We start from the raw sequence: 24,557 nt of genomic DNA, 5'->3' as shown, positions 1-24,557 counted from the left end.
ATGTCGGCGTAGTTCATCGCCTTCGCGCCGCCGGCCTTCGCCAGCGTCATCGTGATCGCAGCCGTCAGCGTCGTCTTGCCGTGGTCAACGTGGCCGATCGTGCCGATGTTGCAGTGCGGCTTGTTACGTTCGAACTTTTCCTTGGCCATTCTCTAGCTCCTGGGTCCCCGAACCGGGGGTCCTATTGGTTGGGGGATGAAGGCGGGCGGTCTGCGCGCAAACCGCCCGGGTTTCAAGTGCGCCCGTCGCGAACGACGGGTTGGCGATGGGTTAGGCGTACTTCTTGATCACTTCGTCGGCGACGTGTTGCGGCACCGGATCATAGTGGTCGTACTGCATGGTGAACTGGGCGCGGCCCTGCGACATGCCCCGGAGGGTGTTCACATAGCCGAACATGTTCGCCAGCGGGACGAAGGCGTTCACGACAGTGGCGTTGCCGCGCATGTCTTGACCCTGGATCATGCCGCGACGGCCGTTCAGGTCGCCGATGACCGAGCCGAGGTATTCCTCGGGGGTCACGACCTCGACCGCCATGATCGGCTCGAGCAGCTTCGGAGCGCCCTTTTCCTTCAGTTCGCGGAAGGCGGCGCGGGCCGCGATTTCGAACGCCAGCACGCTGGAGTCGACGTCGTGGTACTTGCCGTCCGTCAGGGTCGCCTTGAAGTCGATCAGCGGGAAGCCGGCCAGCAGACCGTTGTCCTTGACGGACTCCAGACCCTTTTCGACGCCCGGGATGTATTCCTTCGGCACGGCGCCGCCGACGATCGAGTTTTCGAACACGAAGCCCGAACCCGGTTCACCCGGTTCGAAGGTCAGCATGACGCGGGCGAACTGGCCCGTACCGCCGGTCTGCTTCTTGTGCGTGTAGTCGATGTCGACCTTGCGGCCGAGCGATTCACGATAGGCCACCTGCGGGGCGCCGATCGTGGCGTCGACCTTGTAGGTGCGGCGCAGGATGTCGATCTTGATGTCCAGGTGCAGCTCGCCCATGCCCTTCAGGATCGTCTGGCCCGACTCGTGGTCGGTCGAAACGGTGAAGGACGGATCTTCCGAAGCCAGCTTGGCCAGAGCCACGCCCAGCTTCTCTTGGTCGGCCTTGGTCTTGGGCTCGACCGAGATCTCGATCACGGGCGCCGGGAATTCCATCTTCTCGAGGATGACGGGCGACTTCAGCGGGTCGCACAGGGTGTCGCCGGTGCGGGTTTCCTTGAGGCCGGCCAGGGCGACGATGTCGCCGGCGTAGGCTTCCTTGATGTCCTGACGGTCGTTGGAGTGCATTTGCAGCATCCGGCCGACGCGCTCTTTCTTGTCGCGGCTGGAGTTCAGCAGCGACATGCCGGTTTCCATCTTGCCCGAGTACAGGCGGCAGAAGGTCAGCGAGCCGACGAAGGGGTCGTCCATGATCTTGAACGCCAGAACCGACAGGGGCTCGTCGTCCGAAGCCTTACGGGTGACCGGCTCTTCCGTCTTGTAGTCGATGCCCGGGGTGGCCGGGATGTCGACGGGCGACGGCAGGTAGTCGATCACGGCGTCCAGCAGCGGCTGAACACCCTTGTTCTTGAACGCCGAGCCGCCGAGGATCGGATAGAAGGCGCCGGTCAGGACGGCCTTGCGGATGCACTTCTTCAGGACTTCGACCGAGGGCTCTTCGCCGTTCAGGTAGGCTTCCATGGCGTCGTCGTCGAGTTCGACCGCGTTGTCGATCAGGTACTGACGAGCGGCGTTGCACTCCTCGACCATGTCGGCCGGGATTTCACGCACGTCGGCGTCGGCGCCGACGGTGTCCGTTTCCCAGATCAGGGCCTTCATCTCGACCAGGTCGACGACGCCCTTCAGGAAGTTTTCAGCGCCGATCGGCAGCTGGATCGGCACGGCCTTGGCGCCCAGACGGTCGCGGATCGACTCGACCGAAGCGTTGAAGTCGGCGCCGATCTTGTCCATCTTGTTGACGAAGACGATCCGCGGAACCTTGTACTTGTCGGCCTGGCGCCAGACGGTTTCGGTCTGCGGCTCGACGCCGGCGTTGCCGTCCAGCACCGTCACGGCGCCGTCGAGCACGCGCAGCGAACGCTCGACTTCAATGGTGAAGTCCACGTGGCCCGGGGTGTCGATGATGTTCAGGCGCTTGCCGCGCCAGAAGGCGGTCGTCGCGGCCGACGTGATGGTGATGCCGCGTTCCTGCTCCTGGTCCATCCAGTCCATGGTGGACGCGCCATCGTGCGTCTCGCCCATTTTGTGGTTCTTGCCGGTGTAGAACAGGATCCGCTCGGTCGTCGTCGTCTTGCCCGCGTCGATGTGGGCCATGATGCCGAAGTTGCGGTAGTCTTCGATGTTATGCGTGCGGGGCATTGGAGTTGCCTTCGGGGTGCTTCGCGGACGCGACGAGCGCCCAAGGTGATATCGGATAAGACAGCGCGGGCGATTTAGCTCAAACCGCCCGCGCCGGATAGTCTCAGATAAGCGCGCCGGATGGCGCTTTGAAGACGCTTACCAGCGGTAGTGGCTGAAGGCGCGGTTGGCTTCGGCCATCTTGTGGGTGTCTTCGCGCTTCTTGACCGCGGTGCCGCGGTTGTTCGAGGCGTCCAGCAGCTCAGCAGCCAGCTTTTCCGTCATGGTGTTTTCACCGCGCTTGCGCGCAGCGTTGACCAGCCAACGGATGGCCAGGGCGCGGCGACGGTCCGGACGGACTTCGACCGGCACCTGGTAGGTGGCGCCGCCGACGCGACGCGAACGGACTTCGACCGACGGCGCGACGTTGTCGAGAGCCGTGTGGAAGGTCTCGACCGCAGTGTGGTCTTTCTTCTTCTCGGCCAGGATATCGAAGGCGCCATAGACGATGTTCTCGGCGACGGCCTTCTTACCTTCGTACATGACGTAGTTCATGAACTTGGTGACGATCAGATCGCCGAACTTGGGATCCGGCAGAACTTCACGCTTCTGGGCGCGGTGACGACGCGACATGGATTATTCCTTGCAGTGCCCGGCAGACGCCGGGAAAATCTCTGTGGGTCCAGGCCAGCAGGCCTGAAGACGGTTCGCTTACTTCGGACGCTTGGCGCCGTAGTGCGAACGACGCTGCTTGCGGTCCTTGACGCCTTGCGTATCGAGCACGCCGCGCAGGATGTGGTAACGCACGCCGGGCAAGTCCTTCACGCGGCCGCCGCGGATCAGAACAACCGAGTGCTCTTGCAGGTTGTGGCCTTCGCCGGGGATGTAGCAAACGGCTTCGTAGCCGTTCTTGGCCAGACGGACCTTGGCGACCTTACGCAGAGCCGAGTTCGGCTTCTTCGGGGTCGTCGTGTAAACGCGGGTGCAGACGCCGCGACGCTGGGGCGAACCCTCCAGAGCCGGCACCTTGTTGCGGGTGGGCTTGGGCTTGCGCGGCTTGCGGATCAGTTGGTTGATCGTGGGCATTTCGAATTCGTCTCTTTTCGATGTGGAGGCGTGTGCCTTTCGGCCGGAGCGCCTCATGAGCCTTCTTTTGGACGCCGCCGAAGCGCCGCCCGGGTGTTGATCGAGCGAGCCGTGGCGCCCAAACGAAAAAGCCGGAACGCGCGCTTTGGGCGTTCCGGCGGGCACAGCCCGTCCGCTCGATTGTCACGATCTCAACGGACGGCGAACCGCCCACGTCTCGAAAGTGCGCGCCGTTTACGCGGGATGTGTGAACGCGTCAAGTGATTCACCCCCGCCCCGCCTCGCGGTCGGCCGCGACGGAAACCCCTGACGCTCCCGTTCATTCTCTGACACGTCTCGTCTCGCAGCCACAAGGCCGCCGTTCCATGACCGCAGCGCCGCCGCTCAACGACCCGTTGATACAGCCCCGGCGTCGCCGATGGGCCGGCAAGCGTCTGGCGTTGGGTCTGCTGGCCCTGCTGCTGGTCGCCGTGGCCGTGTGGTTCTTCTTCCTGCGCGGCGGCGAGACGACCGCTCCCTATCGCACCGAGGCGGTTCAGCGGGGCGATATCGTCACCAGCGTCTCGGCCTCGGGGACGCTGGAGGCTCTGGTCACCGTCGAGGTCGGATCGCAGATTTCGGGCCAGGTGACCCAGGTGCTGGTCGACTACAACGACCGGGTGAAGAAGGGCCAGGTGATGGCCGTCCTCGACCCGCAGAATCAGCGCTCGGCGGTCGACCAGTCCCAGGCGGCGATTCAGGCGGCCCAGGCCCAGGTGGCCACGGCCCAGGCGCAGGTCGCCCTGGCCCAGGCCGACTATGAACGGCAGAAATTCCTCTTTGACCGGGGCATCGTCGCCCAGGCCGTGCTCGACACCGCCAGCGCCACCCTGCGCACCGCCAACGCCGGCGTGCAGCAGGCCCGCGCCCAGGTCGCCCAGCAGCAGGCGTCTTTGCGCGCCAATCAGGCGACGCTGGGCCGCACTACCATCGTGGCTCCCATCGACGGCGTGGTCATCGACCGCAAGGTCGAGCCGGGTCAGACCGTGGCCTCCGGCCTCAACGTGGCCGTCCTCTTCACCCTGGCCCAGGACCTGTCGCGGGTTCAGGCTCTGATCAGCGTGGACGAGGCCGACATCGGCGCGGTCAAGGTCGGCCAGACGGTCAAGTTTACGGTCGACGCCTTCCCCAATGACAACTTCGTCGGCCAGGTCACGCGCATCCGCATGTTGCCGACGACCGCATCCAGCGTCGTCGCCTACACCGTCGAGGCCGAGGCCGAGAACCCTGGCGAGAAGCTGCTGCCCGGCATGACCGCCAACGCCGAGATCATCCAGCAGCAGTTGACCAACGTCCTGCGCGTGCCCAACGCCGCCCTGCGCTTCACCCCCGCCAGGATGCAGGCCCCGTCCGGTCAGTCGACGGGCGGCTCGCCCTTCGGCGTCGCGGGCGGTGGGCAGCAGCGCCAGGGCCAGGGTCCGGGTCAGGCCCAGGGCGGCGGACAGGGCGGCATGGCGGTCCGCATCGCCGATCAGCTCAACCTCGACGCCGACCAGAAGCGCAAGATCGAGCCGATCCTTCAGGCCGCCCAGGCCGCGACCCGCGCCGGAGGGCGTACGGCCGCAGCCGGTCGGAACGGCCCGTCCGGCCAGCGGCGCGGCCCTAGTCCGGCTACGGCCGCCGCCTTCAACAAGGCCTTCGACGAGATCAAACCCCTGTTGCGCCCCGACCAGCAGACCCAGCTCGAGACCCTGCGTGGTCGGTTCGCGGGCGGCGGCGGGCGCGGCGTGGTCTGGGTCCTGGTCGGCGACAAACCGGTCCAACGCTCGGTCCGCACCGGCGCCACCGACGGCAGCTATACCGAGATCACCGACGGCGACCTCAAGCCGGGCGATCAGGTCATCACCGGCGGCGGCCCGCGTCCCACCGCCCCCAGCGCCCAGGCCCAGCAGCAGGCCCAGCGTCGCGTCGGCGGCGTCGGCGGCATCGGCGGCGGCGGCGGCGGCCCGCCGCGTTGAGGACAGGTGCATGATCGAGATCGAACGCCTGACCAAGACCTACGTCATGGGCGACGACGTCATCAACGCCCTGGGCGGCGTCTCCATGGCTGTCGACCGAGGCGAGTATATCGCCATCATCGGCCCCTCAGGCTCCGGCAAGTCGACGCTGATGAACGTGCTGGGCGGTCTCGACCGGCCCTCCTCCGGCGCCTATCGGTTCGAGGGCGAGCCGGTGGCCGAGTTCGACGACGACCAGTTGGCGGGGTTTCGCAACCGGCGGATCGGCTTCGTCTTCCAGTCGTTCCAGCTGCTGCCGCGCCTCAGCGCCGTCCAGAACGTCGAACTGCCGATGATCTATGCCGGCATCCCCCCCGCCGAGCGCCGCGCCCGCGCCGTCCAGTTGCTGGAACGGGTCGGCCTGGGCCACCGGCTGAACAACAAGCCGACCCAGATGTCGGGCGGCCAGCAGCAGCGCGTCGCCATCGCGCGAGCCCTGGCCAACGCTCCCGACCTGCTGCTCGCCGACGAACCCACCGGCGCCCTGGACACCGCCACGGGGCAAGAGGTTCTGGAGCTGTTCGACGAGTTGAACCGCCAGGGCCTGACCCTCTGCATCGTCACCCACGACACCGAGGTCGCCGCCCGCGCCCGGCGCCGCGTAGCCTTCCGCGACGGGCATATCGTCAGCGATGAAAGGGGGAGCGAATGACCTTCCAACTTCCGCTCATCCCCCTCTCCCACGTCGTCATCCTCGGGCTTGCCCCGAGGATTCAGCCGCCCGCGCCCTCGACACCCACGCCCCTCCCGCCCCGCACCATTCAGCCCCTCGCCAGCCCCGCCCTCCGCGCGTGGGTTTCACAAACCGCTAGGTTCATTGCCCTGCGCGGAATCCCCTGACATGGACCAGCAAACCCACCCCGGCGCCGCCTCGATGCTCAAGATCACGACCGGCGGGATGAGCCCGTTTGAACTGGTCCGCTTCGCCATCGGCGCCATCGCCGCCCACCCCATGCGCTCGGCCCTGACGTCGCTCGGGGTCGTCATCGGCGTGGCGGCGGTCATCATGATGACCTCGGTCGGCCTCGGCGCGCAGCAGAACGTCGAGAAGGCCCTGTCCAGCCTCGGCACCAACATGCTGGTGGTGCGCTCGGGCGCCCCGCGCGGCGGGGGCGGCGGCTTCGTGCGCGGCGCGGGCGGCAGCGGCACCACACTGACGGCCAAGGACGCCGCCGCCATCGCCGAACTGGACGGGGTCAAGGCCGTCTCCCCCTCGGTCAACGGCGGGGCGCAGTTGATCTATGAGGGATCAAACTGGTCCACTCGGATCGAGGGCGTCACGCCCGACTACCTGATCGCCCGCGACCTCACCCTGTCGTCCGGCCAGATGTTCGACCAGGCCGCCGCCGATAGCGGGCGCAAGGTCGCCGTCCTGGGGCAAACCGTCGTCGGCAACCTGTTCGGCGAAGGCGTTGATCCCGTCGGCCAGCGCATCCGCGTCGGCCCCATCCCCTTTACCGTCATCGGCGTCCTGTCGCCCAAGGGCCAGTCGGGCTTCCAGGATCAGGACGACATCGTGGTCGTGCCTCTGGACGCCGCGCGTTCCCGCATCATCGGCCGCGGCCTGTCCGGCGACCAGATCAACCAGATCTACGTCAAGGCGACCGACAAGGACGCCCTCTATCAACTGGAGCAGGACGTCACCAACCTGCTGCGCGAGCGCCACCGCATCCAGCGCGGCGCCGACGACGATTTCAACGTCCAGAACCTGACCTCGATCCAGGAAGCCGCCCAGGCCTCGACCGCCACCTTCACCATCCTGCTGGCCGCCGTGGCCGGGGTGTCGCTGGTGGTCGGCGGGGTCGGCATCATGAACATCATGCTGGTCAGCGTGACCGAACGCACCCGGGAGATCGGCCTGCGCATGGCCATCGGCGCCCGGCGCAGCGACGTCCTGACTCAGTTCGCGCTGGAGTCCGTGGCCCTGTCGCTGCTGGGCGGGCTGATCGGCCTGGTCCTCGGCGTCGGCGGCGCCCTGTTGATGTCCAAGTTCGGCGACTGGCCCGCCGCCATCCCGGCCTGGGCCGCGCCCCTGGCCATCGGCTTCTCCACCTTCGTCGGGGTCGTCTTCGGGGCCTACCCCGCCTGGCGTGCGGCGCAACTGGATCCGATCGAGGCCCTGCGGCGAGAGTAGCGCCCATGCAACCCTATCTGTGAGATCGACGTTCCGCGATATTGGAGACTCGCCCCGATATTGCCATGCTTGCCTTGGCATCTTTCGCGACGAGGGTTGGGGGAAGCCGCTATGACCGTTGCAGTCCTGGCCGGAGCGCCGGCCCATCGTCCGCGTCCAGGCGTGCGGCGCGCCCTGATGGCGGGCGCTTCGGTGCTGCTGCACGTCGGCGTCCTGGGGTCCATGATCCTGCTGGCGGCCAGCGAAGACCAGGCCGTCCGCCTGCCCCCGCCGCCGCCCATCATCCAGTTGGAGATCGAGCGGCCACCGGTCATGCCGGAACGTCTGCGTCCGGTGGCTCCGATCCCGGTCCCGGTCCCGACGCCAGAGCCCCTGCCCGCGCCCACGCCATCGACCGAGGCGGCCCCGTTGGCCACGCCGATCCCGGCGCCGCAGGTCACGCCGACCCCGGCGGCGCCACAGCCGACGCCACAGGCTGCGCCCCAGACGACGGCCCAGGTGACGCCCGCGCCGACGCCTGCGCCGACGCCCATTCCGGCTCCGATGCCGATTGCGGTTCCGGTTCCGGCTCCGGTTCCGATTGCGGTTCCGGCTCCGGTTCCCGTGCCGGCCCTCAAGCCCATGCCGATGCCGCCGGCCGCCGCCGAACAGGCGACGCCCGCCCCGGCGCCCGTCGCGCCGATCCGTTCGCGCAAGAAGGACGAGGATGAGGCTCTCGACGGACCGCCCGCGGCGCCGGCCCCGCGCATCGCTGCTCCCGCGCCCGGCGCGCCCTCGGCCGCCGCCGCCGGCGTGCCGGGCGTTTCCGACGCCTGGCGCTTCGCCCCGGAAGGTCAGGACTCGCGCAACGCCCGCGCCTTGCGCACCTCGCCCGCGGGCTGTCGCTCGACCGAGATCCTCTCCCGCGGCGAACAGGCCATCTGCGACGAGCGTTTCAACGCCCGCGCGGCCGAGGGCGCGGCGCGCGGCGCGATCAGCGGCAGCGGCAACGCCCAGCGCGATGCCCGCTTCGCCCGCGAAGGCGCGCGCGAGATGCAACGCTATGAGGTCCAGCGCCGCCCCGTGTCGGGCGGCGTCGGCGTCTTGCCGCCCCAGGAATGCTACGGCTCGAACTTCGGCGTGGGCTGCGCCGGCGCCCACCTCCCTCCGTCCATGCGCCACGAAGCTACGACCAACATCAAGCAGGACAGCAACAAGCTTGAAGACCCGCGCTAGTCCTAGAGAGGGCGCTGCTTTCCTCCCCACTCTGTGGGGAGGGGGACCGCGTAGCGGTGGAGGGGCCTACGCCCCGCAAAGCAACAAGACGCCCCTCCGTCACGGACGCTCACGCGCCCGCGCCGCCTCCCCATCCGCTCCGCGAATAGGGAGGAGAACCGCCAGCGCGAAGGCGCGGTAAGCCCCAATCCGGCCTCAAGCAGCGCGAAGCGCGATAGGCCCAAAAGAAAAGAGCGGCGCTGTTTCCAGCGCCGCCCTCTTCAGTCTTCGGTTCCGAAAACGGATCAGCCTTCCGACTGCTCCAGTTCCAGGGCCAGATCGGCCGGCAGCGGCTCGATCGCATCTTCGCGGGCCTGGGTCAGTTCCGCGTCGCGCTCGTTCGCCAGCTTCTGCAGAGCCCGCAGATAGGCGCCCGTGCCCGCCGGGATCAGGCGGCCGACGATGACGTTTTCCTTCAGGCCTTCCAGCATGTCCTTCTTGCCGTGGACCGAAGCGTCGGTGAGGACGCGGGTGGTCTCCTGGAAGGACGCCGCCGAGATGAAGCTGCGCGTTTGCAGCGACGCCTTGGTGATGCCCAGCAGGACGGGCTGCGTGGTGGCCAGACGACCGCCGCGCTTCTCGACCTTCTGGTTTTCCAGAACGGCTTCGGCCACTTCGACGGTGTCGCCACGGATCAAGGTGGTTTCACCCGAATCCAGGACTTCGACCTTCTGCAGCATCTGACGGACGATGACTTCGATGTGCTTGTCGTTGATCGGCACGCCCTGCAGTCGGTAGACCTCCTGCACTTCGTTCACCAGATACTCGGCCAGCGCCTCGACGCCCTGGATGCGCAGCAGGTCGTGCGGATCCGGGTTGCCGTCGATGATGTAGTCGCCCTTCTGGATCAGATCGCCGTCGTGGACGGAGATGTGCTTGCCCTTCGGGATCAGGAATTCGACCGCCTCGGCCTGGTTGCCGTCGGCGTCCAGTTCCGGGGTGATCTTGATGCGGCGCTTGTTCTTGTAGTCGCGACCGAACTCAACGCGGCCATCCATTTCGGCGATGACGGCGCAGTCCTTCGGACGGCGGGCTTCGAACAGTTCGGCGACGCGCGGCAGACCGCCGGTGATGTCGCGGGTCTTGGCGCCTTCGGTCGGAACACGAGCGATGATCTCGCCCGGCTTGACCTCGTCGCCGTTGGACACGGACAGAACGGCGCCCACGGGCAGCAGGTAGCGGGCGTCAGAGCCCGAGGCCAGCTTGGCGTAGGTGTCGCCCAGGGTCACGCCCATGGCCGGACGCAGGTCCGAACCGCGGGGGCTGGCGCGCCAGTCGGAAACCACGCGCTGGGCGATGCCCGTCGCTTCGTCGGTTTCTTCGCGGACCGACAGGCCCTCGACCAGGTCTTCAAAGCGGATCACGCCGCCGACTTCGGTCAGGATCGGGGTGGTGTAGGGGTCCCACTCCGCCAGACGCTGGTTCTTCTTGATCTCGGCGCCTTCCTTGACGCGCAGACGGGCGCCGTACGGGACCTTGTGGGTCTCGCGGTCCTTGCCGTCCACGACCACGGTGACGACGACGTTGCGGCTCATGGCCACCAGGTCGCCGTGCGCGGCGGTGACGGTCGGGCCGACGATCTTGGCCTTACCGGCGTTGGTCGCCTCGTAGAACGAGGTTTCCGCCACCTGGGCCGTACCGCCGATGTGGAAGGTCCGCATCGTCAGCTGGGTGCCCGGTTCGCCGATCGACTGGGCGGCGATGACGCCGACCGCTTCGCCGATGTTGACGTTGGTGCCGCGCGCCAGGTCACGGCCGTAGCACATGCCGCAGATGCCCGCGTCGGCTTCACAGGTCAGGGCCGAACGGACCTTGATCGACTGGACGCCGGCCGCGTCGATGACCTCGATCTCTTCTTCCTGCAGGTAGGAATCCGCGGGGAACAGGATCTTGTCGCCGCCCGGCTCCTTGATGTCCTCGGCCGCATAGCGACCCAGGACGCGTTGGCCCAGCGAGACCAGCACGTCGCCGCCTTCGACCACGGCGCGCAGGGTGATGCCGCGCGTCGAGCCGCAGTCTTCCTCGGTGACGATCGAGTCCTGCGCCACGTCCACCAGACGACGGGTCAGGTAACCCGAGTTGGCGGTCTTCAGCGCGGTGTCGGCCAGACCCTTACGGGCGCCGTGGGTGGAGTTGAAGTATTCAAGGACGGTCAGGCCTTCCTTGAAGTTCGAGATAATCGGCGTCTCGATGATCTCGCCCGAGGGCTTGGCCATCAGGCCGCGCATGCCGCCCAGCTGCTTCATCTGGGCCTGCGAACCACGGGCGCCGGAGTTGGCCATCATGAAGACGGAGTTGATGTCCGGCTCCTGGCCCTTGATCAGGACGCGGGGCTGGGCGATCTCGGCCATCATCTCGTCGGCGATCTTGTCCGTGGCCTTGGCCCAGGCGTCGACGACCTTGTTGTACTTCTCGCCCTTGGTGATGAGGCCGTCAGCGTATTGCTGCTCGTACTCTTCGACCTGAGTGCGCGTTTCAGCGACCATCTGTTCCTTCTTGGCGGGGATGACGATGTCGTCCTTACCAACGGAAATGCCGGCCTTGGCGGCTTCGCGGAAGCCCAGCTGCATCATCTGGTCGGCGAAGATGACCGTCGCCTTCTGACCGCAGTGACGATAGACCTGATCGATCAGGTTACCGATTTCCTTCTTGGTCAGGTTCTTCTCAAGCAGGCGGTAGCCGATGTTGGCGTTGTGCGGCAGCAGCGCGCCCAGCTTCATCCGGCCCGGGGTCGTGTCGATGACCTTGGTGACGACTTCGCCTTCCGCATTCATCTCGGTCCAGCGCGCCTTGATCTTGGTGTGCAGGCCGACGACGGCCGCATCCAGAGCCGCGTCGATTTCCCCCATGTTGGCGAACAGCTTGCCTTCGCCCGGCTGGTTCTCCTTGACCAGCGACAGGTAGTACAGACCCAGGACGATGTCCTGCGACGGCACGATGATCGGCTTGCCGTTGGCGGGCGACAGGATGTTGTTCGTCGACATCATCAGGACGCGCGCTTCCAGCTGGGCCTCGAGGCTCAGCGGGACGTGAACGGCCATCTGGTCGCCGTCGAAGTCGGCGTTGAACGCGGTACAGACCAGCGGGTGCAGGCGGATGGCCTTGCCCTCGATCAGCTTCGGCTCGAACGCCTGGATGCCCAGACGGTGAAGCGTCGGCGCGCGGTTCAGCATGACCGGGTGTTCCCGGATCACTTCTTCCAGGATGTCCCAGACCTGCGGCTGCTCGCGCTCGACCATGCGCTTGGACTGCTTGACGGTGCCCGACAGGCCCTTGGCGTCCAGGCGCGCATAGATGAACGGCTTGAACAGCTCGAGCGCCATCTTCTTCGGCAGGCCGCACTCGTGCAGCTTCAGTTCCGGACCCACGGTGATGACCGAACGGCCCGAATAGTCGACGCGCTTGCCCAGCAGGTTCTGACGGAAGCGGCCCTGCTTGCCCTTCAGCATGTCGGCCAGCGACTTCAGCGGACGCTTGTTGGCGCCCGTGATCACGCGACCGCGACGACCGTTGTCGAACAGGGCGTCGACCGATTCCTGCAGCATCCGCTTTTCGTTGCGGATGATGATGTCGGGCGCGCGCAGCTCGATCAGGCGCTTCAGGCGGTTGTTACGGTTGATGACCCGGCGATACAGGTCGTTCAGGTCCGAGGTCGCGAAGCGGCCGCCGTCCAGCGGCACCAGCGGACGCAGTTCCGGCGGGATGACCGGCACGATCGTCAGGATCATCCACTCCGGCTTGTTGCCGGATTCCAGGAAGGCCTCGATCAGCTTCAGGCGCTTGGACGCCTTCTTGGCCTTCATTTCCGAAGGGCTGTCGGCCAGTTCGCCGCGGTGACGCTCGGCTTCCGCGTGCAGGTCGATGCCCATCAGCAGGTTGCGGACGGCCTCGGCGCCGATTTCAGCCGTGAAGCCGTCGTCGCCGTACTCTTCCTGGTAGCGGTAGAACTCGTCTTCCGTCAGCAGCTGGTTCTGCTTCAGCGGGGTCAGACCCGGCTCGGTGACGATGTAGTTTTCGAAGTAGAGGACGCGTTCCACGTCCTTCAGCGCCATGTCCAGCATCAGCGAGATGCGCGACGGCAGGGACTTCAGGAACCAGATGTGGGCGACCGGGGCGGCCAGGTCGATGTGACCCATGCGCTCGCGGCGAACGCGAGCCAGGGTGACTTCAACGCCGCACTTCTCGCAGATGATGCCCTTGTACTTCATGCGCTTGTACTTGCCGCACAGGCATTCGTAGTCCTTGGTCGGGCCAAAGATACGGGCGCAGAACAGGCCGTCGCGCTCGGGCTTGAACGTCCGGTAGTTGATGGTTTCCGGCTTCTTGATCTCGCCAAACGACCACGACCGGATCTTCTCCGGCGAGGCCAGGGCGATCTTGATCTGGTCGAAGGTCGGAGTGACCGGAACCGGGTTGAAGATGTTCAGGACTTCCTGGTTCATCTTTTTTCCTTCTGCGGGAATGCCCCGCGAAAATTCATTCAGAGAGGAGAACAGGCGGACCGCCCTCCCCCGCCGGAGCGAGAGAGGGCGCTTGATCCGATCAGCTGTTTTCCAGCTCCACGTTCAGGCCCAGCGAGCGCATTTCCTTGATGAGAACGTTGAAGCTCTCGGGAATGCCGGCTTCGAAGCTGTCGTCGCCGCGGACGATCGCTTCATAGACCTTGGTGCGGCCCGCCACGTCGTCGGACTTCACCGTCAGCATTTCCTGCAGGGTGTAGGCGGCGCCGTAAGCTTCCAGAGCCCAGACCTCCATTTCCCCGAAGCGCTGACCGCCGAACTGCGCCTTGCCGCCCAGCGGCTGCTGGGTGACGAGCGAGTACGGGCCGATCGAGCGGGCGTGGATCTTGTCGTCGACCAGGTGGTGCAGCTTCAGCATGTAGATGTAGCCGACCGTGACCGGACGCTTGAACTGCTCGCCCGTCTGACCATCGAACAGGATCGACTGACCCGAACGATCCAGACCCGCCGATTCCAGCAGGTTCTCGATGTCCGAGATGTGCGCGCCGTCGAAGACCGGGGTCGCGAAGGGCACGCCCTTGGACAGGTTCTTCGCCAGTTCGATCAGATCGTCCTCGTCCTGCGGCAGAGGGGTGTCCTCGCCGTAGATCTCGGTCAGACGCTGAACCAGCGCCTGCTTCTGACCGCCGTGCTGCCACGCTTCCAGCAGAGCGGAGATCTGCTTGCCCAGACCGGCGGCGGCCCAACCCAGGTGGGTTTCGAAGATCTGGCCGATGTTCATGCGCGACGGCACGCCCAGCGGGTTCAGAACGATGTCGACGTGCGTGCCGTCTTCCAGGTGCGGCATGTCCTCGATCGGCAGGATCTTGGAGATGACGCCCTTGTTGCCGTGACGGCCGGCCATCTTGTCGCCGGGCTGAAGCTTGCGCTTCACGGCCACGAAGACCTTGACCATCTTCATCACGCCAGGCGGCAGCTCGTCGCCGCGCTGCAGCTTCTCGACCTTGTCTTCGAAGCGACGGTCGAGCGCCTTACGGGCGTCCTCGAACTGCTTCTTCATGGCCTCGAGCTCGCCCATCGCCTTCTCGTCGTCGAGGGCGACCTGCCACCACAGGCCCTTGGACACTTCGGCCAGCTTCTCTTCGGTCACGTCGCCGCGGCCCATGCCCTTCGGGCCCGAGACGGCGGACTTGCCGAGCAGCAGCGGCTTCAGGCGGCCATAGACGTTGCGCTCAAGGATCTTGAGCTCGTCGTCGCGGTCCTTGCCGAGGCGTTCGATTTCGGCGCGTTCGATCGCCATGGCGCGCTCGTCCTTGTCGACGCCGTGACGGTTGAAGACGCGCACATCGACGACCGTGCCGGCGACGCCGGGCGGCAGACGCAGGCTGGTGTCGCGCACGTCCGAAGCCTTCTCGCCGAAGATGGCGCGCAGCAGCTTCTCTTCCGGCGTCATCGGGCTTTCGCCCTTCGGCGTGACCTTGCCGCACAGGATGTCGCCCGGCTGGACTTCGGCGCCGATGGCCACGATGCCCGCTTCGTCGAGGTTGCGCAGGGCTTCCTCGCCGACGTTCGGGATGTCGCGGGTGATCTCTTCAGGGCCCAACTTCGTGTCACGCGCCATCACTTCGAACTCTTCGAGGTGGATGGAGGTGAAGACGTCGTCGCGCACGATGCGCTCCGAGATCAGGATGGAGTCTTCGAAGTTGTAGCCGTTCCAGGGCATGAAGGCGACGAGGGCGTTGCGGCCCAGAGCCAGTTCGCCCAGGTCCGTCGACGGGCCGTCGGCGATGACGTCGCCGGTCTTCACTTCATCGCCCACGCGCACGATCGGGCGCTGGTTGATGCAGGTCGACTGGTTGGAACGCTGGAACTTCGACAGGCGGTAGATGTCGACGCCCGAACGGCCGGCGTCCAGTTCGTTGGTCGCACGGACCACGATGCGGGTGCCGTCGATCTGCTCGACCACGCCGTCACGACGGGCGACCACGACAGCGCCGGAGTCCACGGCCACGACCGCTTCCATGCCGGTGCCGACCAGCGGCGCGTCCGACTGCACCAGAGGCACGGCCTGGCGTTGCATGTTCGCGCCCATCAGTGCGCGGTTGGCGTCATCGTTTTCCAGGAAGGGGATCAGGGCGGCGGCGACCGAAACGACCTGCTTCGGCGACACGTCCATCATGTCGACGTCGGCCTTGGTCAGCAGCTGCGATTCACCGTTGATCCGGCCGGGGACCAGGTCCTCGACGATCTCGCCGTCACGCAGTTCGATGTTCGACTGGGCGATGACGTGCTTCGCCTCTTCCATGGCCGAGATGTAGACCACCTCGTCCGTGGCCTTGCCGTCCTTCACGCGACGGTAGGGGCTCTCGATGAAGCCGTACTTGTTGACGCGGGCGTGGGTGGCCAGCGAGTTGATCAGGCCGATGTTCGGGCCTTCCGGCGTTTCGATCGGGCAGATGCGGCCGTAGTGGGTCGGGTGAACGTCGCGGACTTCAAAGCCGGCGCGCTCACGCGTCAGACCGCCAGGGCCAAGCGCCGAAAGGCGACGCTTGTGGGTGATCTCCGACAGCGGGTTCGTCTGGTCCATGAACTGCGACAGCTGCGAGGAGCCGAAGAATTCACGAACAGCGGCGGCGGCCGGTTTGGCGTTGATCAGGTCGTGCGGCATGACCGTGTCGATATCGACGCTGGACATGCGCTCCTTGATGGCGCGCTCCATGCGCAGCAGACCGACGCGGTACTGGTTTTCCAGCAGCTCGCCGACCGAACGCACGCGACGGTTGCCCAGGTTGTCGATGTCGTCGATCTCGCCGCGGCCGTCCTTCAGGCCGACCAGGATCTGCAGCACCTTCAACACGTCGTCCTTTTGCAGGACGCGGATTTCGTCGGAAACCTCGGGGGTTTCCAGACGCATGTTCATCTTGACCCGGCCAACGGCCGACAGGTCGTAGCGCTCCGAGTCGAAGAACAGCGAGTTGAACATCGCTTCGGCGGCTTCCGGGGTCGGCGGCTCGCCCGGACGCATGACGCGATAGATGTCGAACAGGGCGTCTTCACGGCCCGTGTTCTTGTCCACGCGCAGGGTGTTGCGCATGTAGGCGCCGACCGTGACGTGGTCGATGTCCAGCACGTCGATGGTGGTGAAGCCGTGCTCTTCCAGCAGGGCGATCGACTCGGCGTCCAGCTCGTCGCCGGCCTCGGCGTAGATCTCGCCGGTTTCGTAGTTGACCGCGTCGGCGGCCAGATACTTGGTCAGCAGGGCGTCAGCCGCCAGCGACAGCGAGGTCAGGCCGCCATCGGCCAGCTTTTTGGCGGCGCGGGCGCTGATCTTCTGACCGGCTTGGGCGACCACTTCGCCGGTGTCGGCGTCGACCAGGTCGAACTCGGGCTTCACCCCGCGCCAGCGTTCCGGCTTGTAGGGCGTGACCCAGCCTTCGCCGCGCTTCTCGAACGGGACGGTCTCGTAGAAGGTCTTGAGGATTTCCTCGCCGTCCATGCCCAGGGCCAGCAGGAAGCTGGTGGCCGGCAGTTTACGACGACGGTCGATACGGACGAAGACCACGTCCTTGGCGTCGAACTCGAAGTCGAGCCACGAACCGCGGTACGGGATGACGCGGGCGGCGAACAGCAGCTTGCCCGACGAGTGGGTCTTGCCCTTGTCGTGGTCGAAGAAGACGCCCGGCGAACGGTGCATCTGCGAGACGATCACGCGCTCGGTGCCGTTGACGATGAAGGTGCCCTTGTCCGTCATGAGCGGGATATCGCCCATGTAGACGTCCTGCTCCTTGATGTCCTTGACCGAACGGGCGCCCGTTTCTTCCTCGGTCTCAAAGACGATCAGGCGCAGCTTGACCTTCAGCGGCGCGGCATAGGTCATGTCGCGCTGGATGCATTCTTCGACGTCGTACTTGGGGTCCTCGAACTCGTAGGACACGTACTCCAGGACGGCGCGCTCGTTAAAGTCCTTGATCGGGAAGACCGACTTGAAGACCGCCTCGATGCCCTGGTCCCGACGCACGCCGCTGCGCACTTCGCGCTGCAGGAACTGCTCGTAGGAAGCGCGCTGAACCTCGATCAGGTTCGGCATCTTCACCGCTTCGGGGATGCGCCCGAACGAGTGACGAATGCGCTTCTTTCCGGTGAACGAGGTGGCGGAGGCGATCTTACCCAGGGCGAGACCGTCAGTGGAGTTTGCCATTCTGTTTTCCCAATCGCGGACCGATGAGGGCCCGACGTCAATGCAGCAGCCACGGCCCGCCAACCCGGCGATCCGTGACCGTAATTCTCTCGGCGCCCACCCTCGACCCGCCAGGGGATCAGGGCGCCTCATATGCTCGCTCCTTGGGAAAGGAGCGACGCCTGCGCACCGGTCGGAGGGCGACAAACCGGGCCTCGGCGCTTTCGCGCGGGATTCATGGAATCTGCGGAGCGGCATATATACGCTGATCTTCGGCGAAATAAAGGCCTTCGACACAGTAAAACCAGCCGTCATCCCGGGGCGGCGCAGCCGAACCCGGGACCCAGGCGGCGGCCTACCGGCGCCGTCCTGCCAGGGTCAAACGCCTGGGTCCCGGCTCTTTGCTTCGCTGCGGCCGGGATGACGGCACGACCTCGTCGACACCGCCGTTCGTTATGCTAAGCCTAGCCTTATGAACCGCATCGTCCCGCCCGCGCTTGCCGCCGCCGCCTTCGCCCTGACCCTGTCCGCCTGCGCCACCATGCCAGCGACGACCGCCCAGGTCGCCCCGCAAGGCCCCGCCACCCAGGAAAACTGGGAAGTCGGCCAGACCGCCTACCTGATGTGGAACGGCCAGCAGCGCGGCTGGAGCGTCACCCCGTCGGGCCTGCAGTACCGCCGCGTCGGCAAGGCCAGGCCGAATGGCGTCCAGCCGACCGCCACCGATACGGTCAAAGTCCACTATCGCGGCACCTTCATCGACGGGCGCGAGTTCGACAGCTCCTATTCGCGCAACCAACCCGCCAGCTTCCCGCTGAACCGCGTCATCAAGGGCTGGACCGAGGGCGTCGCTCTGATGCGCGTCGGCGAGACCTATGAGTTCGTCATCCCCGCCGACCTCGCCTACGGCGCGCGCTGGGTCGGCGGCGAGATTCCGCCGAACTCGGCCCTGCGCTTCACCGTCGAACTGCTGGAAGTGAACCCGGCGGGCTGATCCCGCGCGAGGTTCCCGCCTCATAAAGCCCTCCCCCTCGATGGGGGAGGGTTGGGTGGGGGTGAAGGCCGGTCGTTTCAGAATATGGACGCGGGAGGCATCGCCGCGCCTCAGGCGCCACATCCTCAAAACGGAGCGCCCACACCCCCATCCCCGCCCCTTCCCCCATCGAGGGGGAAGGGAGACAATCGACACCCTTTTCCGCCCAGCCATCCTAACCGAGCCGTCCACTCCCTTGCTGCACAAGGGAGTGCCGTCGCGCCACGCCCGTTCAACGCACCCTGGCCGGCGCCGCGCCTACTCTTGCGGGCATGAGCATTCATCCCGAAACCCCGCCTCAGGCCCGCACCCGCCGCTCCGCCGATCTCTGGGCTCTGGCCCGCGCCGACTACCTGGCGGGCGGCAGCGCGCCCGAGGTGTGCGAGCGCCACAACCTCAGTCTCTCGACCTTCCGCCACCGCGCCCGCGTCGAGGGTTGGCGGCGCGTCGATCAGGTCGAAACGCCCGTGGACGCGCCCTTCACCGAGCCGCCCGTCACCTATGAGCGCGAATACGACCCCGGCGATTGGCGCAACTTCGCCGAGGAACTGGACCGCCCCGCCCCCATCGAGGGGATAAGGCCGCCGCACGACGACTACGAAGTCCACGACGGCTTCGGCACCCGGCCTCCCCGCGCCATGCCCGCAGCAGCACCCGATCACCCGAACTTCGACCTCCAGGGCCCGTGCGAAGTCCTGCTCGAGGCCTACGCCACGCCCGGCGAACTGGCCGACCTCGCCTGGCTCAACGCCGAGCAGGCCATCCGGTCGGGCCGCATGATCGAGGCGCGGGGCTGGACCCGAATCCACCGCGACCTCGCCGCGACCAGCCGCCACTCCCCCGAAACCCGCCTCGCCCATGCGCGCAGCGACCTCCTGCGCGTCGACAAGGAAAAGCGAAAGGAACGCGCCCGTCTGGAGGATCTCCAGCATCAGGTCGCTCTCGCCCGGCAAGCGGCGGAAAGGACCTGAATCGCCCCGAACCGCCCTGGTCATTGCACCAATTGCACTGTTTTTTTCGATGCACGGTGCAATCCCGCCCTCCCTCGCTTGACGCAGGGGGCGACACATTGTGGTCTGCGGCCCAGTTCGAGCCGCGCTGGGGCGGCCCTCGGGGAATTCCTGTCCATGAAGCGTTTCGTCCTGGCCGTCAGCGCCTCCGCTCTTCTGGTTTCGATGGGCGCGCCTGCCCTGGCGCAAGTCGGCACGCCCGCCCTGCCCGTCGCCCTGGCGCCGATCCCTCAGGCCAAGGACGTGGCCTATCCGGGCGTGATCAGCCTCGACGTCGACGCCACCGACATCGGCCGGCGGCTGGTGCAGGTGCGCCAGACCATCCCCGTGACCCAGGCGGGTCCGATGGTCCTGCTCTACCCGCAGTGGCTGCCGGGCAACCACAGCCCCTCCGGCCCGGTCGCCAATGTCGGCGGCCTGACCTTCACCGCCAACGGCCAGCGGCTGGAGTGGGTTCGCAACACGGCCAATCCCTGGGCCTATCAGATCGACGTCCCCGCCGGCGTCAGCCAGATCGAGGTCGCCTTCCAGTGGCTGACCCCGGTCGAAGCCCCCCAGGGCCGGATCACCGTCACGCCTGAGATGCTGAACATCCAGTGGGAGAAGGCCCTCCTCTACCCTGCCGGCTACTACTCGCGTCAGATCACCTTCAGGCCGACCCTGAAACTGCCCGCCGGCTGGAACTACGGCGCCGGCCTCGACACCGTCAGCTTCGAGAACGGCGTGGCGACCTTCGCCCCCATCACCCTCGACCATCTGGCGGACAGCCCGGTCTTCGCCGGCCAGTACTACCGCCAGATCGACCTCGATCCGGGCGGCCGCTCGCCCGTCCGCCTGAACGTGGTGGCCGACACCGCCAAGATGCTGGAAGCCACCGACGAGCACATTCAGCTGCACCGCAACCTGGTAGCCCAGGCCGACCGCCTGTTCGGCGCCCGCCACTACAACCACTACGATTTCCTGCTGGCCGTGACGGACAAGCTGGGCGGCATCGGCCTGGAGCATCAGCGCTCGTCCGAGAACAGCGTCGACGTCAAATACTTCACCGACCGCGAAGCCACCCTCGCCGACCGCGACCTGCTGGGCCACGAATACACCCACAGCTGGAACGGCAAGTGGCGCCGCCCCGCCGACCAGATGACGCCCAACCTCAACGAGCCGCTGCAGAACTCCCTGCTCTGGGTCTATGAGGGCCAGACGCAGTACTGGGGCCTGGTCCTGACCGCCCGCGCCGGCCTGATGACCAAGCAGCAGGCGCTGGACGTCCTGGCCATGACCGCCGCCAGCTTCCAGAACATCCCGGGCCGCCAGTGGCGCGCCATGCAGGACACCACCAACGACCCCATCATCAGCCAGCGCCGGCCCCAGCCCTGGGGCAGCTACCAGCGCAGCGAGGACTACTACCGCGAAGGCTCGCTGATCTGGCTCGACGCCGACACCCTGATCCGCGAGCAGACGGGCGGCAAGAAGTCGCTGGACGACTTCGCCAAGGCCTTCTTCGGCGTCGAGGACGGCAACTGGAACCCGGCCCCCTACACCTTCGACACCGTCACCTCGACCTTGGCCGGGGTCCAGACCAAGGACTGGGCCGCCTTCCTGCGCGAGCGTCTGGACGCGGTCGGCCCGACCTCGCGCGGCCCGCTCGACGGCATCGAGCGCGGCGGCTACCGCCTGGTCTTCAAGGAGCAGCCCTCCGGCTACATGGGCGCCCTCTACAAGGAGCTGGGCCGCAACGACTTCACCTATTCGCTCGGCTTCATGATGAACAAGGCGAACAAGATCACCTCGGTCCTGTGGGGCGGCCCGGCCTTCGAACAGGGCCTGACCTCGGGCTGGGAAGTCGTCGCCGTCGGCGGTCGCGCCGCCTCGGCCGACGCGCTCAAGGACGCCGTCACCGCCGCCAAGGGAACATCCGAGCCGATCGAGCTGATCCTCAAGAACGGCGACGTCTTCAAGACCGTCCGCTTCGACTACCACGACGGTCTGCGCTACCCGCAGTTGGAGCGGATCGAGGGCACGCCCGACCGTCTGGGCGACATCCTGTCGCCTCGCCGTCGATAGGAAACACCCCCAAAGCACCCTTCTCCCCTCGGGGGAGAAGGTGGCTCGCGGAGCGAGACGGATGAGGGGGCCGTCGGCTTCACACACGGCGCCAGCCGCCTTGCCGTTGATACCGCCCCCTCATCCGAGCGGCTCCGCCGCCCACCTTCTCCCCCAAGGGGAGAAGGATCAAAGGAACCAAGAGACCCATGACCCGACGCCTGCCCGCCGCCGCCCTCGCCCTGTTGCTGACCTCGGTCGCCTCGACCGCTCTGGCTCAGGACGCCTGGACCGGCCCGCAGGCGCCGGCGTCGCCCACGCCCCAGAACACGCCCCTGGCCCTGCCCCGCGCCCTGCCGCCGATCCCGGCCCCCACGGCCGCCGCCTACCCCGGCGTCATCCGCTATGAGGTCGACGCCACGGACGTGGAGCGCAAGATCGTCCGCGTCCGCCAGACCATCCCGGTCGCGGCCGGGCCTCTGGTCCTGCTCTATCCGAAATTCCTGCCGGGCAACCACGCCGCCACCGGCCCGATCCAGCTGATCTCCGGCGTCACCGTGACAGGCGGCGGAAGCCGTATCGACTGGCTGCGCGACACCATCGACCCCTACGCCTTCCACCTCGACGTCCCCCAGGGCGTCAATGAGATCGTGGTCGAGTTCCAGTGGCTGACCCAGCCCGACAACGCCACCTGGCGCGTGACCATGACGCCCGAGATGGTCAACCTGCAGTGGGAGAAGGCGCTGCTCTATCCCGCCGGCTACCGCTCGACCGGCATCACCTTCGCCCCGTCGATCCGCCTGCCGCAGGGCTGGAAATACGGCGTGGCGCTGGACACCGACAGCTTCACGGACGGCCTGGCGACCTTCAAGCCGACCGACCTCTACACCCTGATCGACAGTCCCCTGTTCGGCGGCGTCAACTTCCAGCGCATCGCCATCGATCCGCACCGGGGGAACGGCGAGGGCGCGGTTCACCTGAACATCGTCGCCGACGAGGCCAAGAACCTAGCCCCCACCGCCGAGCAACTGGGCTGGTTCGAGAACCTGGTCACCCAGACCGACCGCCTGTTCGGCGCCCGCCCCTATGACCGCTACGACTTCCTGGTCGCCGCCACGTCGAAGCTCGGCGGCATCGGCCTGGAGCATCACCGCTCGTCCGAGAACGCGGTCCCGGCCGACTTCTTCACCAACTGGGGCAAGAACCTGGGCAGCGTCGGCCTGCTGCCGCATGAGTTCACCCACGCCTGGAACGGCAAGCGCCAGCGCCCGGCCGACGAACTGACCTCCAACCACAACATCCCCACCCAGAACACCCTTCTCTGGGTCTATGAAGGCCAGACGGAATACTGGGGCGACGTGCTGACCGCCCGCTCGGGCCTGGCGTCCAAGGCCGATATCCTGACCAGTTTCGCCGAGGTCGCCGCCTTCTACGACAACCAGCCCGGTCGCGCCTGGCGCCCGCTGCAGGACGTCAACAACCACAACCTGCTCGGCTACCGGACCAGCAACCCTTACGCCTCGTGGATGCGCGGCACCGGCGACTATTACCGCGAGTCCCTGCTGATCTGGCTGGACGCCGACACCCTGATCCGTGAGGCCACAGGCGGCAAGAAGTCGCTGGACGACTTCGCCAAGGGCTTCTTCGGCGGCGACGACGGTTCCTACGCCCCGCGCGGCTATATCTTCGACGACGTGGTCGCCGCCCTGAACGCCGTCCATCCGCACGACTGGGCCGGCTTCCTGCGCACCCGCCTGGACGCGACCGGACCCGACGCCAAGGCCCCGCTCGACGGTCTGGCGCGTGGCGGCTACCGCCTGACCTATACCGACAGCCTGACCGCCGCCGAGAAGCGCATCCAAAGCGGCTGGGACAAGGACTTCCAGTACTCGCTGGGCTTCACCCTCTCAGGCGCGACGAACAAGCTGACCGGCGTCCGCTGGGGCGGCCGGGCCTTCGAGGCCGACATCGGGCCCGGCTGGGAACTGGTGGCCGTCAACGACGTCGCCGCCTCGGCCGAGATTCTGCGCGACGCCGTCACCGCCGCCAAGGGCACGGACGCGCCCATCGCCCTGCTGCTCAAGAACGGCGACCGCTACCGCACCGTCGTCTTCGACTACCACGACGGCCTGCGCTACCCGCGCCTGGAGCGAATCCCCGGCACGCCGGACCGGCTGGGCGACATCCTGACGCCCCGCCGCCGCTAGGAAACAGAAACGGCCCGGGAGCGATCCCGGGCCGTTTTCATATGGCTTAGGCCTTCAGCAGCGCCAAAAGCGCCTCGGCCGCCTCGCGCGACGAGGCCGGGTTCTGGCCCGTGACCAGCGTCCCGTCGGTCAGAACATAGGAGCCCCAGTCCGCGCCCTTGCTGAAGCGCCCGCCCCTGGCGGTCAGAACGTCCTCGACCAGGAAGGGCACGACCTGGGTCAGGCCCACAGCCTCTTCCTCGCTGTTGGTGAAGCCGGTGACCGGCCTGCCCTTGACCATCGGCTGGCCGTCGGCGCCCTTCACGTCCTTGAGAACGCCCGGCGCATGGCAGACGAAGCCCGTCGGCTTGCCGGCGGCGGCGAAGGCTTCGATCAGCGCGACCGACTGCGGATCATTGGCCAGATCCCACAGCGGGCCGTGGCCGCCGGGATAGAAGACCGCATCAAAGTCCCCGGCCTTCACCTCGGCCAGGCGTTGCGTGCTCGCCAGGGCGGCCTGCGCCTCGGCGTCGGCCTTGAAGCGGCGGGTGTCGTCGCTCTGGGCGTCCTCGGCGTCGCTCTTGGGGTCGACGGGCGGCTGCCCGCCCTTGGGCGAGGCGATGACGATCTCAGCCCCTGCATCCTTGAGCGCATAATAGGGCGCGGCGAACTCCTCGAGCCAGAAGCCGGTCTTCTGGCCGGTGTCGCCGAGCTGGTCGTGGGACGTCAGGACCATCAGGATCTTCATGGCGTCATCCTTTTCAATTGGGGACGCCACAGATGGGAGGCGGACAGCCGGTCCGCCACGCCCAA

15 protein-coding genes are annotated in these 24,557 nt (G+C 66.8%); 8 read left to right on the top strand and 7 right to left on the bottom strand.

The genetic code is table 11. From position 1 onward, the window contains the following. From AC1DJ5_RS14050 to rpsL, 4 genes are all read right to left on the bottom strand, one after another. Positions 1-149 (bottom strand): GTP-binding protein (locus AC1DJ5_RS14050; RefSeq protein WP_477020639.1); only part of this gene is annotated, 149 nt, incomplete at its 3' end. A 121-nt stretch (positions 150-270) separates the two neighbouring features. After that, the gene (fusA, locus tag AC1DJ5_RS14045; protein ID WP_477020994.1) at positions 271-2,349 is read right to left on the bottom strand and encodes an elongation factor G; all 2,079 of its coding nucleotides are present in this window, start codon (positions 2,347-2,349) and stop codon (positions 271-273) included. A 138-nt stretch (positions 2,350-2,487) separates the two neighbouring features. After that, positions 2,488-2,961 carry a 30S ribosomal protein S7 gene (rpsG, locus tag AC1DJ5_RS14040; protein ID WP_201100533.1) on the bottom strand — a complete coding sequence of 158 codons (474 nt, stop codon included), beginning with the start codon at positions 2,959-2,961 and terminating at the stop codon, positions 2,488-2,490. Between the two features lie 78 nt (positions 2,962-3,039). Then, on the bottom strand, positions 3,040-3,414 hold the full coding sequence (gene rpsL, locus AC1DJ5_RS14035) for a 30S ribosomal protein S12 (protein WP_008260482.1): 375 nt from the start codon (positions 3,412-3,414) through the stop codon (positions 3,040-3,042). A 365-nt stretch (positions 3,415-3,779) separates the two neighbouring features. On the opposite strand from rpsL, the gene AC1DJ5_RS14030 reads away from it, so the two are divergent. The 4 genes from AC1DJ5_RS14030 (at position 3,780) to AC1DJ5_RS14015 (ending at position 8,799) form a co-directional block, all read left to right on the top strand. Further along, on the top strand, positions 3,780-5,411 hold the full coding sequence (locus AC1DJ5_RS14030) for an efflux RND transporter periplasmic adaptor subunit (protein WP_477020993.1): 1,632 nt from the start codon (positions 3,780-3,782) through the stop codon (positions 5,409-5,411). 10 nt (positions 5,412-5,421) lie between these two features. Further along, entirely contained in the window at positions 5,422-6,102 is a 681-nt protein-coding gene (locus tag AC1DJ5_RS14025; RefSeq protein WP_441456365.1) for an ABC transporter ATP-binding protein, read from the top strand. 189 nt (positions 6,103-6,291) lie between these two features. Next, on the top strand, positions 6,292-7,584 hold the full coding sequence (locus AC1DJ5_RS14020) for an ABC transporter permease (protein WP_477020992.1): 1,293 nt from the start codon (positions 6,292-6,294) through the stop codon (positions 7,582-7,584). A 111-nt stretch (positions 7,585-7,695) separates the two neighbouring features. Continuing rightward, positions 7,696-8,799: a hypothetical protein gene (locus AC1DJ5_RS14015; RefSeq protein ID WP_477020991.1), complete on the top strand. Its 1,104-nt coding sequence runs from the start codon at positions 7,696-7,698 to the stop codon at positions 8,797-8,799. Positions 8,800-9,083: 284 nt separating this feature from the next. On the opposite strand, the gene rpoC is transcribed toward AC1DJ5_RS14015, so the two are convergent. Then, a complete protein-coding gene (gene rpoC, locus AC1DJ5_RS14010; RefSeq protein WP_441456362.1) occupies positions 9,084-13,280 on the bottom strand; it encodes a DNA-directed RNA polymerase subunit beta' in 4,197 nt (1,398 codons plus the stop codon). A gap of 100 nt (positions 13,281-13,380) precedes the next feature. Next, a complete protein-coding gene (rpoB, locus tag AC1DJ5_RS14005; protein WP_441456361.1) occupies positions 13,381-17,496 on the bottom strand; it encodes a DNA-directed RNA polymerase subunit beta in 4,116 nt (1,371 codons plus the stop codon). Between the two features lie 451 nt (positions 17,497-17,947). Between rpoB and AC1DJ5_RS14000 the strand changes: the two genes are divergently transcribed. From AC1DJ5_RS14000 to AC1DJ5_RS13985, 4 genes are all read left to right on the top strand, one after another. Next, positions 17,948-18,469: an FKBP-type peptidyl-prolyl cis-trans isomerase gene (locus AC1DJ5_RS14000; RefSeq protein ID WP_441456360.1), complete on the top strand. Its 522-nt coding sequence runs from the start codon at positions 17,948-17,950 to the stop codon at positions 18,467-18,469. A 311-nt stretch (positions 18,470-18,780) separates the two neighbouring features. Beyond that, positions 18,781-19,479, top strand: coding sequence for a hypothetical protein (locus AC1DJ5_RS13995; RefSeq protein ID WP_477020990.1), 699 nt, complete (start codon positions 18,781-18,783; stop codon positions 19,477-19,479). Positions 19,480-19,635: 156 nt separating this feature from the next. After that, complete coding sequence (locus AC1DJ5_RS13990; RefSeq protein ID WP_477020989.1) at positions 19,636-21,579, top strand: M61 family metallopeptidase; 1,944 nt, start codon at positions 19,636-19,638, stop codon at positions 21,577-21,579. A gap of 188 nt (positions 21,580-21,767) precedes the next feature. Further along, positions 21,768-23,765 (top strand): M61 family metallopeptidase, encoded by a 1,998-nt coding sequence (locus AC1DJ5_RS13985; protein ID WP_477020988.1) that lies wholly within the window; start codon positions 21,768-21,770, stop codon positions 23,763-23,765. Between the two features lie 46 nt (positions 23,766-23,811). Here AC1DJ5_RS13985 and AC1DJ5_RS13980 read toward each other — a convergent pair whose 3' ends face one another. Then, a complete protein-coding gene (locus tag AC1DJ5_RS13980) occupies positions 23,812-24,492 on the bottom strand; it encodes a type 1 glutamine amidotransferase domain-containing protein (protein WP_477020987.1) in 681 nt (226 codons plus the stop codon). Between the last annotated feature and the right edge of the window lie 65 nt (positions 24,493-24,557).

The organism is Brevundimonas sp. 01N35 (assembly GCF_056399785.1).
The sequence above is the reverse complement of the archived record's forward strand: the minus strand, read 5'-3'. Positions and strand labels throughout refer to the sequence as shown.

What these genes read in the sequence shown, in the direction of transcription:
- fusA (WP_477020994.1), bottom strand. Translation starts at nt 2,349, where the DNA reads ATGCCCCGCACGCATAACATCGAAGACTACCGCAACTTCGGCATCATG.
- rpsG (WP_201100533.1), bottom strand. Translation starts at nt 2,961, where the DNA reads ATGTCGCGTCGTCACCGCGCCCAGAAGCGTGAAGTTCTGCCGGATCCC.
- rpsL (WP_008260482.1), bottom strand. Translation starts at nt 3,414, where the DNA reads ATGCCCACGATCAACCAACTGATCCGCAAGCCGCGCAAGCCCAAGCCC.
- AC1DJ5_RS14030 (WP_477020993.1), top strand. Translation starts at nt 3,780, where the DNA reads ATGACCGCAGCGCCGCCGCTCAACGACCCGTTGATACAGCCCCGGCGT.
- AC1DJ5_RS14025 (WP_441456365.1), top strand. Translation starts at nt 5,422, where the DNA reads ATGATCGAGATCGAACGCCTGACCAAGACCTACGTCATGGGCGACGAC.
- AC1DJ5_RS14020 (WP_477020992.1), top strand. Translation starts at nt 6,292, where the DNA reads ATGGACCAGCAAACCCACCCCGGCGCCGCCTCGATGCTCAAGATCACG.
- AC1DJ5_RS14015 (WP_477020991.1), top strand. Translation starts at nt 7,696, where the DNA reads ATGACCGTTGCAGTCCTGGCCGGAGCGCCGGCCCATCGTCCGCGTCCA.
- rpoC (WP_441456362.1), bottom strand. Translation starts at nt 13,280, where the DNA reads ATGAACCAGGAAGTCCTGAACATCTTCAACCCGGTTCCGGTCACTCCG.
- rpoB (WP_441456361.1), bottom strand. Translation starts at nt 17,496, where the DNA reads ATGGCAAACTCCACTGACGGTCTCGCCCTGGGTAAGATCGCCTCCGCC.
- AC1DJ5_RS14000 (WP_441456360.1), top strand. Translation starts at nt 17,948, where the DNA reads ATGAACCGCATCGTCCCGCCCGCGCTTGCCGCCGCCGCCTTCGCCCTG.
- AC1DJ5_RS13995 (WP_477020990.1), top strand. Translation starts at nt 18,781, where the DNA reads ATGAGCATTCATCCCGAAACCCCGCCTCAGGCCCGCACCCGCCGCTCC.
- AC1DJ5_RS13990 (WP_477020989.1), top strand. Translation starts at nt 19,636, where the DNA reads ATGAAGCGTTTCGTCCTGGCCGTCAGCGCCTCCGCTCTTCTGGTTTCG.
- AC1DJ5_RS13985 (WP_477020988.1), top strand. Translation starts at nt 21,768, where the DNA reads ATGACCCGACGCCTGCCCGCCGCCGCCCTCGCCCTGTTGCTGACCTCG.
- AC1DJ5_RS13980 (WP_477020987.1), bottom strand. Translation starts at nt 24,492, where the DNA reads ATGAAGATCCTGATGGTCCTGACGTCCCACGACCAGCTCGGCGACACC.